Genomic DNA, 17,210 nt, shown 5'->3' with positions numbered 1-17,210 from the left:
GTCCCCTCGAGCTATTCAGACGCAGGGAGGCAGCATGACGAGGTCGCAACGGTCGAAGTCGACTGGGACGGTGCCTCCAGATCTCGAGGAGCGCCCGTACAGCGAGGATCTGGGGATCGGGACCGACGCGTCGGAGAGAACGGGCGCATCGGAAAGAATGGGCGTATCGGAAGGAACGGATGCGTCGGAAAAGATAGGCAGGTCCGCGTCGACCGGGGAATTCGACCCTGCCGGCTCGTCGCGACGAACGCGAGGACGCAGTCCGATGGACCTCTCCGGGCACGCGGCCACGACGCGCCACCGCGCCACGGATCGAACGGGGTTCGTCGACAAGCCCTACCCAATGGACTCGGATCTGGCGGGCGACGCGCACCGGGGCGGGACCACCTACCGTGCGCCGTTCCCCGACACATATCCAGAAGTGTCCGACGTATCCGCCCGGTCCGTTTCCCAGGCGTCCGCGGTGACCGGAGCCAGTGCCGGCGGCCCGCCAGCCGGCGAGCCGATCATCACGCCGGTCGGCCAGATGCCGGAGAGCATCCGGGCGTCGGCCAGAAGCTCCGGGGTCGCGACGGTTACTCCGGCCGCGACGACCACCCCGGCCACGGCGACGGCTGCCTCACCCGCGATGACCCGTTCAACGGCGGCTGCGCCGAGGGTCGCTGTACGGACGGCTGCTATCCCGACGGAGGCCGAAGCGGCGGCGGACGGACAGATAACCGGGGGCAAGAGATCTCGTCCATCGGCTGGACAGCTTGTCTCCGGCGTCGCGGCCGACATGTCGACGCTAATCCGTAAGGAAGTGGAACTCGCCAAGGCGGAAGTCCGTCAGTCGGCGAACCGAGCGGGCAAAGGCGCCGGAATGTTCGCCGGAGCAGGCGGAGCCGCCGTCTTCGCGGTGCTGTTCCTGCTGCTGGCGGCGATGTTCGGCCTGTCGGAGGTGATGGCGCTCGGTTGGGCGGCGCTGATCGTCGCCGCCATCCTGGTGCTCTCGGCGGCCGTGCTCGGTCTCGTTGCCAAGCGAACGGTCAAGAAGGTGCATCCCGCGCCGACTCAGACCGTTGAGACGCTGAAGGAGGACGTGCGGTGGGCGAGCGGCCTGAGGAAATAAGGTCTGAGATCGAAGAGACTCGGGACCGGATCAGCGCCGAGATCGACGAGCTGACCGACCGGTACAGCCCAGGCCGGGTCGCCGGCCGCAAGGTCCACGACGCGCGGGACGCGGCCGCATCCATGCGGGCGAGAGCGGGCGTCGGTGCCGGCGGGATCCGCCAACGGCTGACCTTGCGCGGCAGCGGCCACCTCGGCGAAGGCCACACCGGCAACGGGGAGGCGGGCGCGGCGGGCGCCCGACTCGCCGACGCCGACAGCCGCGGCAAGCGGGAGCCCCGAGAGGCCCGGCGCCATCGGGAAGCCGACGAGGCAAAGCACCGCGGCCGTTTCTTCCGGCGCCATCAGGGCGCCGACAAGCCCGAGCGACGTCGGGCCGCGAGCGATGGTTGGACGACCGCGACTACGACGGGAGCGCCGGACTTCGAGCCCTACCCGGCAGGACCCGCCGGCGACGTCGGCCACGTCGGCCACGTCGGTTACCCGGCCGACCAGCCAGAGCACAGCTCACGGTCAGAACGCAGCTCATACGCCTATGCCGGGGAGGGGCTGTACTCGTCGGCATCGCCGGAGCGGACGCTTCATACCGGCGAGACCAGCGGTGCCACATCTCGACCGGTTCGTTCCGCTACCGCAGGTGCAAGGGCTGGCGCCCACGGAACCGGGGAGATCGCCGGGCCAGGGGAACCTGGACCCGCGGGCATGAGCGAACCCGCCTCGACGGCCCGGTCCCGCCCGAGCGGGCAGGACACGGCAACCGGACGAGAGCCTGCGTCGCGCCGGCGCACCAAGGCCGGGCGCGGTACCACCCACAAGATCCACAAGATCAATACGGGCGGTCACGGCCAGGAGATCGGCCTGGCGGGCGCGTCCGTCGTGATGGCCGCCGTCGGCGCTCGGCTGGTACGGCACGCCGGCCGTCAGGAGACGGAGCTGCGGGTCGCCGCGGACAGCACGCGCCGTTACTGGCGACCAGATCTTCCGCCCGCGGCCGCCGCCAGGGCGGTCTCCCGGAAGACGAGCGAGTCGCGGACGCGACGACCCTCGTAGCTTCTCGTAGGCGGCCAGGTCGTAGATAGCCAGGCAAGTCAGGTGGGCCGTGGGAGCGGAACGACGGTTCCGCCTGCGCCGCGGGGCAGGCGGAACCGTGAACGCCCGCTCCCTCAGGCCGCGGGCGCGGCGGCCGTGGCGGCCGCGGTGACCAGCGGCGCGGCGGCGGCCCGCAGTGTCACGCCGGTCTCGGCGTCGAACAGATGCAGACGCTCGGCCGCGACGTAGAACGGCATCCGGCCACCGGAGGTGACCAGGGTGCGCGGGTCCAGCGCCGCGGTGAACCGATGCTTCTCCGGGTCGATGGGCAACTCGTCGTCGGCGGTGACCATCGCGTGCGCGGCCTGGGCGGCGGCGCCGCTGACCGAGCCCGTGACCATCTCCCCGTGCGCGAGGGTTTCGGTACCGAGCCGCTCGACGAGGTCGATGTCTACCTCGAGGGCGAGCGCCGGACCGTCCGGCGGCTTGATCTCGACGTCGTGCGGCCGTACCCCGACCAGGATGTCCGGAGTGCTGGACGCGGTGACGGCCGCGGCGATGCCCGCGGGCAGAACCAGCGTCTGACCGCTGACGCGCAGCGCGGTCTCGCCGTCCTCGGTCGTGAGCGTGCCGGGGATGAGGTTCGTCGGCGGGCTGCCGATGAACGCCGCGACGAAGACGTTGGCCGGGCGGGAGAACAGGTCCTCGGGGGTGCCGAGCTGTTGGAGCCGGCCGTCGTGCAGGACCGCGATGCGGTCGGCCATGGTCATGGCCTCGATCTGGTCATGCGTGACGTAGAGGGTCGTGACCCCGAGCGTGCGCTGGATGCGCGCGATCTGGGCGCGGACCTGGGTGCGCAGCTTCGCGTCCAGATTCGACAGTGGCTCGTCCATGAGGAAGGCCCGCGGCTCGCGAACGATCGCCCGCCCCATCGCGACCCGCTGGCGCTGGCCGCCGGACAGGGCCTTCGGCCGCCGGTCGAGCAGCTCGGTGATGCCCAGGATCTCGGCCGCGCGCTCCACCCGGTCGTTGCGCTCCTTGCGGTGGACGCCGGCGAGCCGGAGCCCGAACGCCATGTTGTTGCGCACCGTCATGTGCGGATACAAAGCGTAACTCTGGAAGACCATTGCCAGGTCGCGGTCCGCTGGCGGGACCCTCGTGACGTCTCGGCCACCGACGAGCACCTGGCCCGAGGTGGGCTGGAGCAGCCCGGCGACGATGCGCAGCGCGGTCGTCTTTCCGCTGCCGGATGGTCCGACGAGGACGAGAAACTCGCCGTCCTCGACGGTCAGGCTGATGTGGTCGAGAACCGGGCGGACATCGTAGGTCAGCGTGACGTCACGGAGCTCGATCGTGGACATGGGCTCCCTCTTCCCTTCCACCATGCGGGTGTGGCGGACCACGGCCGTCTCCCGGCGGCCCGACGGGCTACCGGAGAGCCGCCCGAAGGTCGGCAGATATGGATGGCCGCCTCGGCGGGACGCGCGGGGGAGGGAGTCCCCGGACTTCCATGGCGGGGCGTCGCGGGATTCAGGGTTGCATGGTGCGCCCGGTCACGTCCAGCCCCCGTCGGCCTCCGGTGCGCGGCCGCCTCGCTGACCACCGGAAATCACCGGTTGTAGCGAGTGATGCTCGCTGGGTATTCCGAAACCTCGGAGCAACTGACTCTTGACAGCAACGCAACGGCCGTTCACAGTTTCGAAGCCATGAGAGCGCTCACACGCGATCAGTGCGGTGGGCGTGGAAGCCAGAGGGAGGGCTTCATGAGGGCACATCGTGGCCGCTTCGCGGCTGTGGCCGGGGCGGTGGCCCTGGCCACCGCGTTAACGGCGGCAGCGTGTGGTGGGAGTGACGACAAGGGAGGTGGGGGCGGCAACGGTACGACCACGCTCCACATCAACACGTTCGGCGTTTTCGGCTACAAGGAGGCCGGCCTGTACGCGGCCTTCGAGGCCAGCCATCCAGGCGTCAAGATCGTCGAGTCCGTCTCGGAGTACAACGACCACCACAATGCCCTGGTCAACCACCTCGCGGCGGGCTCCGGCGCGGCGGACATCGAGGGCGTCGACGAGGGCTTCGTCGCCCAGTTCAAGGCCGAGCCCGAGCTGTTCGCGAACCTGCTCGACCTGGGCGCGACCAGCCGGAAGGCCGACTACCCGGAGGCCAAGTGGAACGCCTTCCTGTCGCCTGACGGCACCAAGCAGCTCGGCCTCGGCACGGACGTCGGCGGCCTGGCGATGTGCTACCGCACCGACCTGTTCCAGAAGGCCGGCCTCCCGACCGACCCGGCCGCGGTGAGCGCGCTGTGGCCGACCTGGGACCAGTTCTTCGCGACCGGCACGAAGTTCCGCGACGCCAACACCGGCGCCTCCTTCTTCGACGCCGGCCAGAACCTCTACAACGCGCAGATGTTCCAGCAGAGCACGGCCTACTACAAGCCGGGCACGGAAGACCTCGTGGTCGACACCAACCCGGCCATCAAGACGGCCTGGGACAACGTGATGAAGGCCATCGGTGACGGCGAGTCCGCCAAGCTGGTCCCGTTCGCGGACGACTGGACGACGGCCATGAAGCAGGGCAAGTTCGCCACCCTGACCTGCCCGGCCTGGATGGCGGGCTACATCAAGACCAACGCGCCGGAGACCAAGGGCCTGTGGAACGTCGCCACGGTTCCCGGCGGCAGCGGCAACTGGGGCGGCTCCTGGCTGGTGATCCCGGCGCAGAGCAAGAACCAGAAGCTCGCCTACGAGCTGATGGACTTCCTGACCAAGCCCGAGAACCAGGTGAAGGTCTTCAAGACGGTCGGCAACATGCCGTCCACCATCGGAGCCGTCAACGACCCGACGGTGCAGGGCTTCACCGACCCGTTCTTCAACAACGCGCCGACCGGCAAGATCTTCGGCGAGTCGGCCCTCAAGCTGGTTCCCCAGTACCAGGGCCCGAAGCACGGCGCGATCCGGCAGGCGATCGAGGAACACGGCATCCAGCTCGTCGAACAGGGCAAGGCCGATCCGGACACGGCCTGGAAGGACGCCCTGGCCGAGGCGCAACGGGCAGCCCGCTGACCCCGGCCCCGGTCCCGGCACCGATCCCGATCCCGGCTCCGGCGCTGTTCCGCCCCTGCTAATGATCGACGATCTCCTGGAAGGTCGGGCCGCGCCACCGTCGGCGGCGTGGCCCGACCCCCAGACCGGCTGCCCGGGGCCGCGGCCCCCCGAATGGGCTTCCCGTCCATCGGGCCCCGGGCAGCCGCTTCCCACGGAGCTGCTGCTCAAGACCGGAAAGTTCGCCGCCATCGGCGAAGTCCGGCGCGTGGCCCGGGTCTCCGTGGGGCCCGGGCCACGCCAGTATCCCGTCCCCCTGGCCCTGGCCCTGACCCTGGCCGGGTTCGGGCTCCGGGCGCGCGAAGCTCGCCGTCCGGCCCAGCCCGTGAGCCCGTGACCACCGACCAGCCCTAGCCATCGACCAGCCATCGACCAGCCGTGCGATCGGGCGGGAGGAGACCCGGTGACCATCACAGCACCCCCGGCGTCCGAGGTGGACGCTCCGTCGCCACGGCCGACGCGCCGGTCGGGCGCGGCCCGGTCCGCGATCCGCCGGGTGACCGGAGTGACGGCGCCCTATGGGTTCGTCGCGCCGTTCTTCATGATCTTTCTCGTGTTCGGGCTCTTCCCGATGGCCTACACGTTCTGGGTGTCGCTGACAGACCGTGACCTGCTGCGGCCCCACGACGCGAAGATGATCGGGCTGCGCAACTACACCGACCTGCTGCACGACGAGTTCTTCTGGAACGCCGTCAAGAACACGTTCGAGCTGATGCTGCTGTGCACCGTGCCGCAGCTGGCGCTCGCGTTGATCATGGCGCACATCCTCAACGCCCGGCTGCGCGGCCGGATGCTGTTCCGGATGGGCGTCCTGCTGCCCAACATCACGTCGATCGTCGCGGTGACGATCGTTTTCGGCCAGCTCTTCAGCCGCGACTTCGGCCTGTTCAACTGGCTGCTTGGCCTGGTCGGCGTCGACAACGTCGACTGGCAGGCCGGCGAGTGGTCCTCGAAGATCGCCATCGCGATGATGGTGGTCTGGCGGTGGACGGGCTACAACGCGCTGATCTACCTGGCCGCCATGCAGGCCATCCCGAAGGAACAGTTCGAGGCCGCGGCGATCGACGGCGCCGGCACCTGGCGGCAGCTCTGGCACGTGACGTTGCCGGCGCTGCGCCCGACGATCGCCTTCACAGCGCTCGTGTCACTCATCGGGCAGATCCAACTGTTCACCGAGCCGCTGCTGTTCGACATCTCGCCGGGAAGCGTCAGCGGCGGCACCGACCGCCAGTTCCAGACGCTCGCGCTGTTCCTCTACGAGGAGGGCTTCCGGCTGCGGCACTTCGGCTACGGCTCGGCCGTCGCCTGGCTGATGTTCCTCCTGACGGTGATCCTCGCGGCGTTCGCGTACTTCCTCACCCGCGGGGGCGCCCGGATCGGCGCCGCTCGCCACCCCGGGCGCGGCGGCGGACGGCGTCTCGCGTCCCGCAAGCCCGCCGCTGGCGCTGCCGCGCCGGCCGCCTCCGCGACATTGGCCTCGGCCTCGGCCTCGCCCCCGGTCCCGGCGGTCGCTCCGGCTCCAACCCCGACCCCGACCACGGCGGACGACGACAGCACGCCGGGAGGGCTCCGATGAGCGTCACGATCGACAAGGCCGGCGGCGCCGGCCCGGACTCCGCCGAGGCGGCGGGTCACGCCGGCGGTCGGCGCCGGCTGGGGCGGTCGACGCCGCCGCCCACCGCCGAGGACGAGCGCCGCGGGCTGTGGCGCTACCCGTTCCTCATCGTCGTCGTCCTGCTCTCGGCGTTCCCGGTCTACTGGACCTTCATGATCCCGTCGCGGACGAACGACGTGGTCGGACAGATGCCGCCACCGTTCCTCCCCGGCGGCCATTTCATCGAGAACGCCCGCCGGGTCTTCGACACCGTGGAGTTCGAGAAGGCGCTGGTCAACTCGCTGGTCGTCGCCGGCTCGATCACGCTGTGCACGCTGTTCTTCTGCTCGCTCGCCGGGTTCGCGTTCGCCAAGCTGCGGTTCCGCGGGCGGGGCGCGCTGCTCGCCATCGTGATCGCCACGATGATGGTGCCTGTCCAGCTCGGGATCATCCCGCTCTACATCGAGATGCAGAAGTTCGGCTGGGCGAACCATCTGATCGCGGTGATCGCGCCGACGGCGGTGACCGCGTTCGGTGTCGTGTTCATGCGCCAGTACACCGAGCAGGCCATCCCCGACGAGCTGCTCGAGGCGGGCCGCATGGACGGCTGCTCCACGTTCGGCCTGTACTGGCACGTGGTCCTGCCCGGGCTGCGTCCCGCGATGGCGGTGCTCGGCCTGCTGACCTTCATGCAGGCGTGGAACGACTTCATGTGGCCGCTCATCGTCCTGTCGCCGCAGAACCCCACCGTGCAGGTCGCACTCAGCACGCTGTCCGCCGGCTACTACCGCGACAACACCCTCGTCCTGGGCGGCACGGCGCTCGGCACCCTGCCCGTTCTTTTGATCTTCGCAGTATTCGGTCGTCAGATCATCAGTGGAATCATGGAAGGCGCGGTCAAGGGATGACTATCAGCACCGCCTCGGCCACCGGCGCGACCGGTCTGCCCGAGACCGACGAACTGGCGGCGCGGATCGCCGGCGGCCTGCCCAGGGATTTCGTCTGGGGCGCGGCCACCTCGTCCTACCAGATCGAGGGCGCGACGGGCGAGGACGGCCGCGGCCCCTGCATCTGGGACACGTTCGCCCGCACCCGCGGCAAGACCCGCGGCGGGGAGAGCGGTGATCCCGCCGTCGACCACTACCACCGGTACCGCGAGGACGTGGCGCTGATGGCCGAGCTTGGTCTCGGCGCCTACCGGTTCTCGGTCGCCTGGCCGCGCGTCGTTCCGACCGGATCCGGCCCGGTGAACCCGGCGGGGCTCGCCTTCTACGACCGGCTCGTCGACGAGCTGCTCGGCGCCGGGATCGACCCCTGGCTGACCCTGTACCACTGGGACCTGCCGCAGCCGCTGCAGGACCTGGGCGGCTGGGCCAACAGGGAGACGGCCTACCGGTTCGCCGAGTACGCCGACCATGTCGCCACCGCCCTCGGCGATCGGGTGAAGCACTGGTCGACGCTCAACGAGCCGTGGTGCTCGGCGTTCGAGGGCCATCTCACCGGCCGGCACGCGCCCGGGGTGCAGAGCGCCCATGCGGCCGTCCGCTCCGTGCACCACCTGCTGCTCGGGCACGCGCTCGGGGTCGAGGCGCTGCGCGCCCGCGGCGTCGCCGACGTCGGGATCACGCTCAACCTCATCCCGGCGGAGTCCCCGGAGGACTCGCCGGCGGCGCGCGACGCGGTCCGTCTCGTCGACGGCCAGTCGATCCGGCTCTGGCTCGACCCGCTGCTGCGCGGCTCGTACCCGCCCGACGTCATCGCCGACTTCGCCAAGGTGGGCGCCGAGCTGCCGATCGCGGACGGCGACCTGGCGCGGATCGCGGCGCCCATCGACTGGGTCGGGGTCAACTACTACTCCCCGCACATCGTCGTCTCCGGTCCCGACCCGGATCCGACGCCGATTCCCTTCGTCGCCGCCGACAACCTGACCCGGGTCAAGTCGACGCAGGACGTGACCGCACTGGACTGGCCGATCCGCCCGCGCAGCTTCGCCGCCCTGCTTCGCCGGCTTGCCGCGGACTACCCGGGCACCCCCTGGTACATGCACGAGAACGGCGCCGCCTACCTGGACGAACCCGCCTCCGACGGCAGCGTGCCCGACCCGGAGCGGCTTCGGTACGTCGCGCTGCACCTCGACGTGGTGCGCGAGGTTATCCAGGACGGAGTTGACATGCGGGGATACTTCGTGTGGTCGCTGTTGGACAACTACGAATGGGCCGAGGGGTACAAGATGAGGTTCGGCGTCATCCACGTCGACTTCGATACCCTCGTCCGCACCCCGAAGACCAGCGCGCTCTGGTACTCCCGCCTCATCCGAGAGCACCGCGCCGCGAACGGAACCCTGTGACTGCTGCCGACGCCCAACCCGGCACCTCCTGGCGGACCTCCCCGATCGGCGGAGCCGAGCGGGGAACGACCCCAGCCACCGCCGTGGCCCAGACCTCCCGGCCAGACCCCCGGATCGGCGGCACCGATTCCCGAGAAGCCCAGGACTCCGCCGATCCGGGAGCGAACTCGGCAGGGGTGGTGGCGCCGCGGCGCGCGCCCACCCTCGAGGAGGTCGCCGAGCTGGCCGGGGTCTCCCGAGCGACCGTCTCCCGGGTGGTGAACGGGTCCTCGCGGGTGTCGGCGGAGGCGCAGTCAGCCGTCACCGCGGCGATCGCCCAGCTGGGCTATGTGCCCAACCGCGCTGCCCGCAGCCTGGTCACGCGCCGGACGGACACGCTTGTGCTGATCGTGCACGAGCGCCCGGACACGGTGTTCGCCGACCCCTTCTTCGCCAGTGTGCTGCGCGGCGTCAACCAGGCGCTCAGCCCTACCGACTTCCAGCTCGTGTTACTGCAGGCCCAGGGCGAGGCGCAGCGCGACCGGGCGCTGCGCTACGTCGGCAACGGCCACGTCGACGGTGTGCTGCTGATCTCCCTGCACGCGGACGACATCATGCCGAACGCCATCACCGCGGCCGGGGTACCGCTGGTGATGGCCGGCCGGCTGCTCGCCGGCAACCCCGTCGACTACGTCGACGCGGACAACGTCGGCGGCGCCCGCGACGCGGCGCGCTACCTGCTCGGCGCCGGGCGGCGCAGGCTCGCGACGATCGCCGGCCCGTCGGACATGAGCGTGGGCATCGACCGGCTGCGCGGCTACACCGAGGCGGTCCGCCAGGCCGGCGACGAGCTGTCCGCTGGGCGGGTCGCCGTCGGTGACTTCACCGAGGAGAGCGGGCGGCGGGCCGCCGCCCGGCTGCTCGCCGACCACCCGGACATCGACGCCCTGTTCGCGGCCTCCGACCTGATGGCCATGGGCGCGCTGCGCACGCTGCGGGAGGCCGGCCGGCGTGTCCCCGACGACATCGCCGTGGTCGGCTTCGACGACGCCGCGTTCGCCGCGTACGCCGACCCGCCGCTGACCACCGTCCGCCAGCCGGTCGAGCTGATGGGCCAGGAGATGGTCCGGCTGCTGCTGGAGCGGGTCACGGACCCGTTCGCCGAGCCGACCGAGGTCATCCTCCCCACCGCCCTGGTCACCCGCGACTCCGCCTGACCGCCAGACGTCGATGCGTGGCATCTGGCCAAGCCTATGGACACGCGGAGCCACCACACTTCGGCCGCAGGGGTCGGGAGTGTGGCAGATGGGTGTGTCTATTGGCTTTGTTAGATGCCACAGTTCGCCCGTCGGCTGGCGCGACGGACCCTTGCCTCCATATCGGGAGGGTGTTTTCCGGGTCTCAGCGGCCCGTACAGCCGTACGCAGATAACTACGGAGGGTGCTCGGGCGTGCGGTGGCTCCGCGGTCTTGCGAGAACGGGCGTGTACCGCAATGGAGTATTACGCTCCGGATCGTGCAGCCAGTCACAAGCGCGGCCGAACCAGGTGTGGAGTCGGTCGTCGAACACTCTCCGTGTTCCTATCGGGCCAGGGCGTGGTGGGGGGACCGGCTGGTCGCCGAATCGGTGGCGGCGGTGCGGGTTCGCGAGCCGGGACAGGCGCCGACCCTGTACTTCCCGCGCGCGGATGTGCGGTTCGACATGTTGCAGGACGAGGGCCGCCGAGTGACCTGCCCGGTCAAGGGCTCCGGCGAGCTGTGGACCCTCGACGGCAAGGCCGCGGCACCCGTCGCCGAATGGCACGCTCCAGAGGAAGACGCGGACGACGGCCTGGTCGACGGCCGTGACGCGCTATGGACCTTCACCGAGCCGGCTCCTGGCCTCGACTGGCTGGCCGATCTGGCGGCATTCGACCATGACCGGGTGCGCGTCGAACTGGTCGACACTGTGGCCGGCGAGGACCCCCGCGACGCCACCATCAAGCGGTTCCCCACCTGGGGTGATGCCGCCGACCTGATCGACATCATGGACCTACGGGCCGCCGGCGAAGGCCGCTATGTCAGCGTCATTCGGCCTAACCCCGGGCGTGCCGTCGTCGAGGCCAGCCAGATCCTCGGCCAGGCGGTGGTCGCCGCGATGCGGCACGCCGGCGGGCGGCGCGTCGTGTCGGCGCATCTGGTCGTCTACCGGGTCGCCGATGCCAACCTCCCGCTGGAGTTCGAGCTCGAGGAGCTCAGCTCGGGACGGACGTTCAGCACCCTCGGCGTACAGGTGAACCAGGCCGGGAAGCGCCGGGCCAGCGGCACCCTGTTCCTCGACGTCACCGCTCCCGACGTCGTCCGGCATGAGGCGCCGCCGCCGCCCGCCGCCGGCCCGTACGACAGCGAGCCCTACGACATGTCCGTCACCGGGCGGGACCTGCGCATGGTCGACGCGGCGTACAACAACGACTCGGCCGCGCCGGTCGGACCGCCCGTCATCGACACCTGGCTCCGCTTCCGTGACGTGCCGGCAGACCCGGCGCTGCACGCCGGCCTGCTGGCGCAGTTCACCGGGCACATCTCGATCGCCGCCGCGCTACGCCCGCATGCCGGGATCGGCCAGGACCAGGCCCATCGCACCCTTTCCATGGGCATCAACGCGATCTCCCTCTCGCTGCACGCCGACATCCGGGCGGACCGGTGGCTGCGGTACCACCACCACTCGACGTTCGCCGGTGACGGCATGACTCACTCGGAGTGCCGGGTGTACACCGAGGACGGCGCGCTGGTCGCGTCGTTCTCGGTCGATGCCACGGCCCGCGGCATCGCCGCCGGACGGCGGCTGGACGACCGAACAGCGATCTGACGCCGTTCCCGTCGCCCGACCCGGCTCTCGGGCCCGGCGACGGCCTCGGACCGGCGAACCGTTCTCGAAGAGGTGGCAGTGGCATACGCGCGGGTCAACGGGCTGCGGATCGCCTACGAGCTCGTCGGCGGCAGTGGCGGCGTCGGCGTCGGCGTCGGCGAGGGTCGGCTATGGGTGATCACCACCGGCGGGCGCTTCACCAAGGAGACCCCGGGGGTGCGCGAGCTCGCCCAGGCGCTGGCGGCCCAGGGCGACCGGGTGCTCAGCTGGGACCGGCCCAACTGCGGCGAGTCGGACGTCTGCTTCGAGGGGCCGAGCGAGCCGGAGCTGCACGCCGACACCCTGGCCGCGCTGCTCACGCACCTCGACCTGGGCCCGGCGGTGCTCACCGGGGCGACGGTCGGCACCCGCGTCTCGCTACTCACCGCGGCTCGGCACCCGGAGGTGGCCGCCGGCCTTGCGCTCTGGTGGATCAGCGGCGGCCCGATGGGCCTGATGATCCTCGGCAACGTCTACTACACCGCCAGCATCACCACCGCCTGGACGCGGGACATGGCCGCCGTTGCCGACCTGCCCGACTGGGCCGGGACCATCGCCGCCACCCCGGACAACCGTCAGCGGATCCTCGACGCGGACCGCGACGAGTTCGTCGCCACCCTGCAGCGCTGGATGTCGGCATACTGCCCGCGGCCCGACGAGCGGATTCCCGGCCTGCCCGACGACGCCGCCCGCTCGATCAAGGTCCCGGCGCTGGTCTTCCGCGGTGGCGTGAGCGACCCGTTCCACCCGCGTGCCACCTCCGAGGCGGTGGCCGACCTGCTACCGGGCGCGCGCCTCGTCGAGCCACCGTGGGGCGACCGCGAGTACCTCGAGCGCCAGGCCGAGATGGCGACGGCCGGAGGCCTCTTCGTCCGCTGGCCCCTGCTGGCCCCCACCCTCCGCCAGTGGGCGGCCGAAACCCTGGGGTGACAGGAAGAGCCCGGGGCGCGAGGCAAAACCCTGGGCTGACGGGGATCCGGCTGCCCGGCTGCCCGGCTGCCCGGCTCGAATCGGGGCTTAGTCGGTGCGCTCCTGGGGGGAGGAGTGCTCCCAGTCGGCGAGGATCGTGCGGATGCCGGTGACCAGCAGCAGCGGCTGGTCGAGCATCACGTGGTGGCCGGCGAGCGGGATCTCGATCACCGGCGCGACCCGGCCCAGCAGGTTGTACATCTCCCCGCCGATGTCGTGCGTGACCAGGCCGTTCTCGGCCCGGAACAGGGCGACCCGGCAGTGCACCTTGTGCAGCACCTCGGGCGCGGGCGTCCGGTTGCCGAACACGTTCGGGTCGAACTTCCAGGTCCAGCCGCCCTCGACCGAGCCGATGGAGTTCCGGGCGATGTGCTCGATCACGTACGGCAGGGTGTGCGTCTGCTGCGGCACGGTACGGAACCGGGCCAGCGCCTCCGACACGGTCGCGTAGACCCGCAACGGGCCGAACGCGGTCCGGTCACGGGCCGCCCGCTCCTCCGGGGTGTACTCGCTGACGGGAGAGTCGATCAGCACGATGCCGGCGACCCGGTCGGGGTGCTCGGCGGCCGTCGTGATCGAGATCCAGCCGCCCATGCTGTGCCCGATGACGATCGGCGGCGAGGCGATGCCGGCGTCGTCGATCACGCCGACCACCTCGGCGGCCCAGGTGGACAGTGTGTAGTCGTCGCGGCGATCGCTGTCGCCGTGCCCGGAAAGGTCCAGCGCGACCACGCGGTACTCGTCCGGGATCAGCGGAGCGATGTGGTCCCACCAGCCGGCGTGCGCGGCACCGCCGTGTACGAGCACGATCGCCGGCAGGTCCGGCGCGCCCCAGCCCCGGTAGCTGATCCGCGCGCCCTCGACCTCGACCTCGAAGTACTCCGGCCGGTCGTCCAGCGCATGGTCGAACCAGAACGGTGCTTCCTCGTCCATCTCCCGCTGTCCGCCATTCGGCTCGTCGGCTGCCCGCGTGGCTTGTGGCCCGTGGTCCTGGTGTAGTCGGACCGACCTATCCTGCCTGGCCAGCGTAACGCCGACAAGGCATGGTCAACCTGGCCGAAAAGCTGATCGGGACTGCCGCTCTTCTATTCCGCATGCTCCGCGGGCTGGACGGCCGGGCCTGGGTGACCAATGGCCCCATTCGCGCGGACCGGTCCTGTTTGGCCGGGGGCGCGGCGCGGGATCCCCTGGGCCAGCAGCCCGCGGTAGAGATCCACATGGGCGGTGGCGGCCTGGTCCCAGCTGTGCCGGGCGGCGAGCGCCTCGCCGGCGGCGCGGCGGGCCTGATCCGGCCCCGCGAGGGCGGCGGCGAGCTCGGCGGCCAGGTCCGCCGGGGTCGCGGCGAAGCGGACGGCGCCGGTGAACACCTCGCGCAGCACCGGAAGGTCCCTGGTCACGACAGGCACCCCGGCGGCGAGCGCCTCCATCGCCGCGAGGCCGAAGCCCTCCTTGACGGACGGGAAGGCGAACACGTCGGCGGCGGCGACCAGCGCGGGCAGCTCGTCGTGCGGCACGGGGCCGAGCAGCACTGGCTCCACGCCCAGCTCCACCGCCCGCGCCAGCACCTGGGCCCGGTAGTCGCGGTAGTCGAACAGCGTCTCCCCGCCCGCGATCACCAGAGCCGGTGCGGTGGCCGTGCGCAGCAGCGCCATCGCCTCGACGAGGTCGAGGGTGCCTTTGCGCGGTTCTATCCCGCCGACCGCGAGGACGTAACGACCGAGCCGGTCGCGCCACGCGGCGCGGGCCGCCCGCGCGGTCGGGCTCTCCGCCGCGGCGGCCGCGAACCGATCAGCCTCGACACCGTTCGGGATCACCGTCGCGGTGAGGCCCCAGCCCTCGGCCAGCTCCGCCGCGACCGCCGCGGACACGCAGACGTGGGCGTACGGCCGGCGCAGCGCCCGCTCATGGCAGGCGACCAGCTCGGGTGTGGTGAAGCTGTCCAGGTGATGGACGGTGCGAACGCAGTCTGGGACGACGTTCGCGCTGATGCAGTCCTGTGCGTGCACGATGTCGTACCCGCCGGCGCTCGCGTGGCCTTCCGAACCCGCACCGGGGGCACCGCGGGCGTGGGCCCGGAAGGCCGCGCCGAGGACGTCGATCGAACGCAGCACCCGCTCCCCGACGGTCTCGGCCGCCCGATCGGGGAACGGCACCGCGCGTACCTGGACTGCGGGGTCGACGGGGCGGAAGAAGCCCGCGTCGCCGCCGCGGGCGAGTGTCCACACGTCCACCCGGTGGCCGGCGCGGGCGAGCGCCTCCGCGAGGCACAGCGTCGCGACCACTCCGCCGCGTGCCTTGGTCGAGTACGTCAACAGCGCGATCCGCGGCGAGCGCTGCCGGCTGGCGCCACTCACGGCGTCGGCCCAAGGCTCTCTCCCGGATCGGCGACGAGGTCGGCGATTCGGGAGGCCTGGCTACCGCCGTCGGTGCCCGGCTGGATCAGCGCCGCCCGCGCGATCGCCACCAGCTCGTCGTGGCTCGGTCCCGTCACCTGCGGTGGGCGCCAGCCGGAGGCCTGGACGGCGCGTACCCGGGCGACGAAGTCCGGGTCGGTGAGCAGGTCCGCCGGCATCGCGAGCAGGTTCTGCAGGCGGGTGAACGCGTGCCAGACGACGGGGTCGCGCCCGGCGGCGAGGAACGCCTCACCGTTCGTCACGGCGTCCGACTCGTCTGGACGCCGCTGCGTCGGCGGTGCCGGCCGAGCAGCCGGTGTCGGCCGAGCCGGCGGTGCTGACCGAACCGGCGGTGCTGACCGAGCAGCCGGCGGTAGGGGCGGCTGCGAGGGCGGGGGCGGTCGCCAGCGGGCCAGCCGGGCGGCGTCCTGCGCGCAGGAGTCGTGGTACCAGGGCAGGCCTTCCGCGCGCAGCGCGGCGTCCAGCCGCAGCGCGCGCTCGCCCGGGTCACGCGTCGCGGTGACGGCGTCCACCAGCCAGCAGGCGGTGAGCGCGGCGAGCGTCGTCCCGCGGGTGTGCGCCGGATTCGTGATCAGCGCGGCGTCTCCGATGGGCAGCACGCCGAGCGCCACCGGCCGGCCGTCGGCGACCCACGGCCGGAACCGGTTGCGCAGCCCCGCCATCGCGGCGACCGGTCCCAGCGGCACCACCGTGCCCGCGGCGGCCCGGTCCGGGTCGCGACCGGCGCGGCCCGAGTACCCTGCGCCGCTGCCGCTGCCGCTGCCGCTGCCGCTGCCGGCGGCGGCCGGCTTGCCATCCAGCCAAGGCGCGACCAGGTCGATCGCCCGGACGGCGGCGTCAAAGGCGGCGCCGTCGCGCAGCACCCGCATCTCGGCGTCCTCGGGCAGGACGCCGAAGGTCACCGAGAACGTGTCGTTGTCGGCAGGGAAGACCAGGCAGGAGTAGCGGTCGAAGGAGGCGCCGACGGTATGGCCCCGGTTGAGCTCGGTGGCGAACGAGTGGTCGCCGCCGCGGGCGTAGAAGCGGGAGTAGTAGGTGATCCCGCAGGGGACGGCGAGCTCGGGCGGCTGGGGCGCGCCGGCGGCCGTGAGCAGGTCGTGCACCGGTGAGAGCCGCCCGCCCGCGTCGACCACCAGGTCGGCCTCGATGGTGGCGCCGTCTTCGAGCCGGATTCCGCGTACCCATGGCACACCGCCGTGGCCACCGGGCGTGGACGGGCCGGCGGGCGAGGTCAGCAGTCCGGTGACGCGCTGGCCGGCGTGGATCGTCACGCCTGGTTCGGCCAGCGCGGCGGCCCGTAGCGTCGCGTCGAGCAGCGCCCGCCGGCAGCCGAGGACGACCAGGTCGTCGAGGTCTCCCGTGAGCCAGCCGGCGGCGAGCGCGGCGCGGATCTCCGGCGGCGCCGTCTCGGCGACCCGGATCTCGCGTGCGCCGACGGCGAGCAGCGCGTCGAGCAGGTCGGGAGCCCGGGTCGCGAGCAGCGCGCGGAACCGGGCGAGGAACGCGTGCGAGTGCCGCGCCTGCGGCACGCCGGCCCGGGGCAGCGCGGCCCGTGGGTCGGCCCGGATTTCGGCGGTGCCGACGCCCGGCGCGGACAGGCCTGGCCAGCCGGCCGCGGCGGGGTCCCGGTCGACGATCAGCACCGGGCGGCCGGCCCGGGCGAGGAGTATGGCGGCCAGCAGACCGGCGGCGCCGGCGCCGGCGATGACGACGCGCTCGGCGGCCGCTCGGGGCATGGCGGTCCTCGCTCCTTGGTAGCCGTGGCGGCCGTGGCCGTG

The 17,210-nt window shown here is 71.8% G+C and carries 13 protein-coding genes; 9 read left to right on the top strand and 4 right to left on the bottom strand.

Annotated elements, in window-relative coordinates:
• The first annotated feature begins 70 nt into the window (after positions 1–70).
• On the top strand, positions 71–1,111 hold the full coding sequence (locus FRCN3DRAFT_RS57370; RefSeq protein WP_342435274.1) for a phage holin family protein: 1,041 nt from the start codon (positions 71–73) through the stop codon (positions 1,109–1,111).
• A complete protein-coding gene (locus tag FRCN3DRAFT_RS54830; protein ID WP_007513029.1) occupies positions 1,087–2,160 on the top strand; it encodes a DUF3618 domain-containing protein in 1,074 nt (357 codons plus the stop codon). Before FRCN3DRAFT_RS57370 ends, FRCN3DRAFT_RS54830 begins: the two co-directional genes overlap by 25 nt.
• A gap of 113 nt (positions 2,161–2,273) precedes the next feature.
• On the opposite strand, the gene FRCN3DRAFT_RS0205060 is transcribed toward FRCN3DRAFT_RS54830, so the two are convergent.
• Entirely contained in the window at positions 2,274–3,500 is a 1,227-nt protein-coding gene (locus FRCN3DRAFT_RS0205060) for an ABC transporter ATP-binding protein (protein WP_035924341.1), read from the bottom strand.
• A gap of 402 nt (positions 3,501–3,902) precedes the next feature.
• Between FRCN3DRAFT_RS0205060 and FRCN3DRAFT_RS0205055 the strand changes: the two genes are divergently transcribed.
• The 7 genes from FRCN3DRAFT_RS0205055 to FRCN3DRAFT_RS0205025 all read left to right on the top strand — a co-directional run bounded on the left by FRCN3DRAFT_RS0205055 (position 3,903) and on the right by FRCN3DRAFT_RS0205025 (position 12,979).
• On the top strand, positions 3,903–5,204 hold the full coding sequence (locus FRCN3DRAFT_RS0205055) for an extracellular solute-binding protein (RefSeq protein ID WP_007513032.1): 1,302 nt from the start codon (positions 3,903–3,905) through the stop codon (positions 5,202–5,204).
• A 442-nt stretch (positions 5,205–5,646) separates the two neighbouring features.
• Complete coding sequence (locus FRCN3DRAFT_RS42695; protein WP_007513036.1) at positions 5,647–6,819, top strand: carbohydrate ABC transporter permease; 1,173 nt, start codon at positions 5,647–5,649, stop codon at positions 6,817–6,819.
• Positions 6,816–7,745, top strand: coding sequence for a carbohydrate ABC transporter permease (locus FRCN3DRAFT_RS0205045; protein ID WP_007513038.1), 930 nt, complete (start codon positions 6,816–6,818; stop codon positions 7,743–7,745). The genes FRCN3DRAFT_RS42695 and FRCN3DRAFT_RS0205045 overlap by 4 nt, the downstream gene beginning before the upstream one ends.
• Positions 7,742–9,184, top strand: coding sequence for a GH1 family beta-glucosidase (locus FRCN3DRAFT_RS0205040; RefSeq protein WP_007513040.1), 1,443 nt, complete (start codon positions 7,742–7,744; stop codon positions 9,182–9,184). The genes FRCN3DRAFT_RS0205045 and FRCN3DRAFT_RS0205040 overlap by 4 nt, the downstream gene beginning before the upstream one ends.
• Positions 9,181–10,380: a LacI family DNA-binding transcriptional regulator gene (locus tag FRCN3DRAFT_RS0205035; RefSeq protein WP_007513042.1), complete on the top strand. Its 1,200-nt coding sequence runs from the start codon at positions 9,181–9,183 to the stop codon at positions 10,378–10,380. The genes FRCN3DRAFT_RS0205040 and FRCN3DRAFT_RS0205035 overlap by 4 nt, the downstream gene beginning before the upstream one ends.
• A 298-nt stretch (positions 10,381–10,678) precedes the next feature.
• Entirely contained in the window at positions 10,679–12,010 is a 1,332-nt protein-coding gene (locus FRCN3DRAFT_RS0205030) for a DUF427 domain-containing protein (RefSeq protein WP_051466145.1), read from the top strand.
• A 78-nt stretch (positions 12,011–12,088) separates the two neighbouring features.
• The gene (locus FRCN3DRAFT_RS0205025) at positions 12,089–12,979 is read left to right on the top strand and encodes an alpha/beta fold hydrolase (protein WP_007513046.1); all 891 of its coding nucleotides are present in this window, start codon (positions 12,089–12,091) and stop codon (positions 12,977–12,979) included.
• A gap of 87 nt (positions 12,980–13,066) precedes the next feature.
• Here FRCN3DRAFT_RS0205025 and FRCN3DRAFT_RS0205020 read toward each other — a convergent pair whose 3' ends face one another.
• The 3 genes from FRCN3DRAFT_RS0205020 to FRCN3DRAFT_RS0205010 form a co-directional block, all read right to left on the bottom strand.
• Positions 13,067–13,951 carry an alpha/beta fold hydrolase gene (locus tag FRCN3DRAFT_RS0205020; RefSeq protein WP_007513048.1) on the bottom strand — a complete coding sequence of 295 codons (885 nt, stop codon included), beginning with the start codon at positions 13,949–13,951 and terminating at the stop codon, positions 13,067–13,069.
• Positions 13,952–14,103: 152 nt separating this feature from the next.
• Complete coding sequence (locus tag FRCN3DRAFT_RS0205015; RefSeq protein WP_007513050.1) at positions 14,104–15,372, bottom strand: MSMEG_0565 family glycosyltransferase; 1,269 nt, start codon at positions 15,370–15,372, stop codon at positions 14,104–14,106.
• Positions 15,369–17,168 carry an NAD(P)/FAD-dependent oxidoreductase gene (locus FRCN3DRAFT_RS0205010; protein WP_007513052.1) on the bottom strand — a complete coding sequence of 600 codons (1,800 nt, stop codon included), beginning with the start codon at positions 17,166–17,168 and terminating at the stop codon, positions 15,369–15,371. Before FRCN3DRAFT_RS0205010 ends, FRCN3DRAFT_RS0205015 begins: the two co-directional genes overlap by 4 nt.
• Positions 17,169–17,210 lie beyond the last annotated feature (42 nt).

This window comes from Pseudofrankia saprophytica (assembly GCF_000235425.2).
In the GTDB taxonomy this organism is placed as follows: domain Bacteria; phylum Actinomycetota; class Actinomycetes; order Frankiales; family Frankiaceae; genus Pseudofrankia; species Pseudofrankia saprophytica.
Note: the sequence above shows the minus strand (reverse complement) of the source record. Positions and strands in the feature narration are given on the sequence as shown.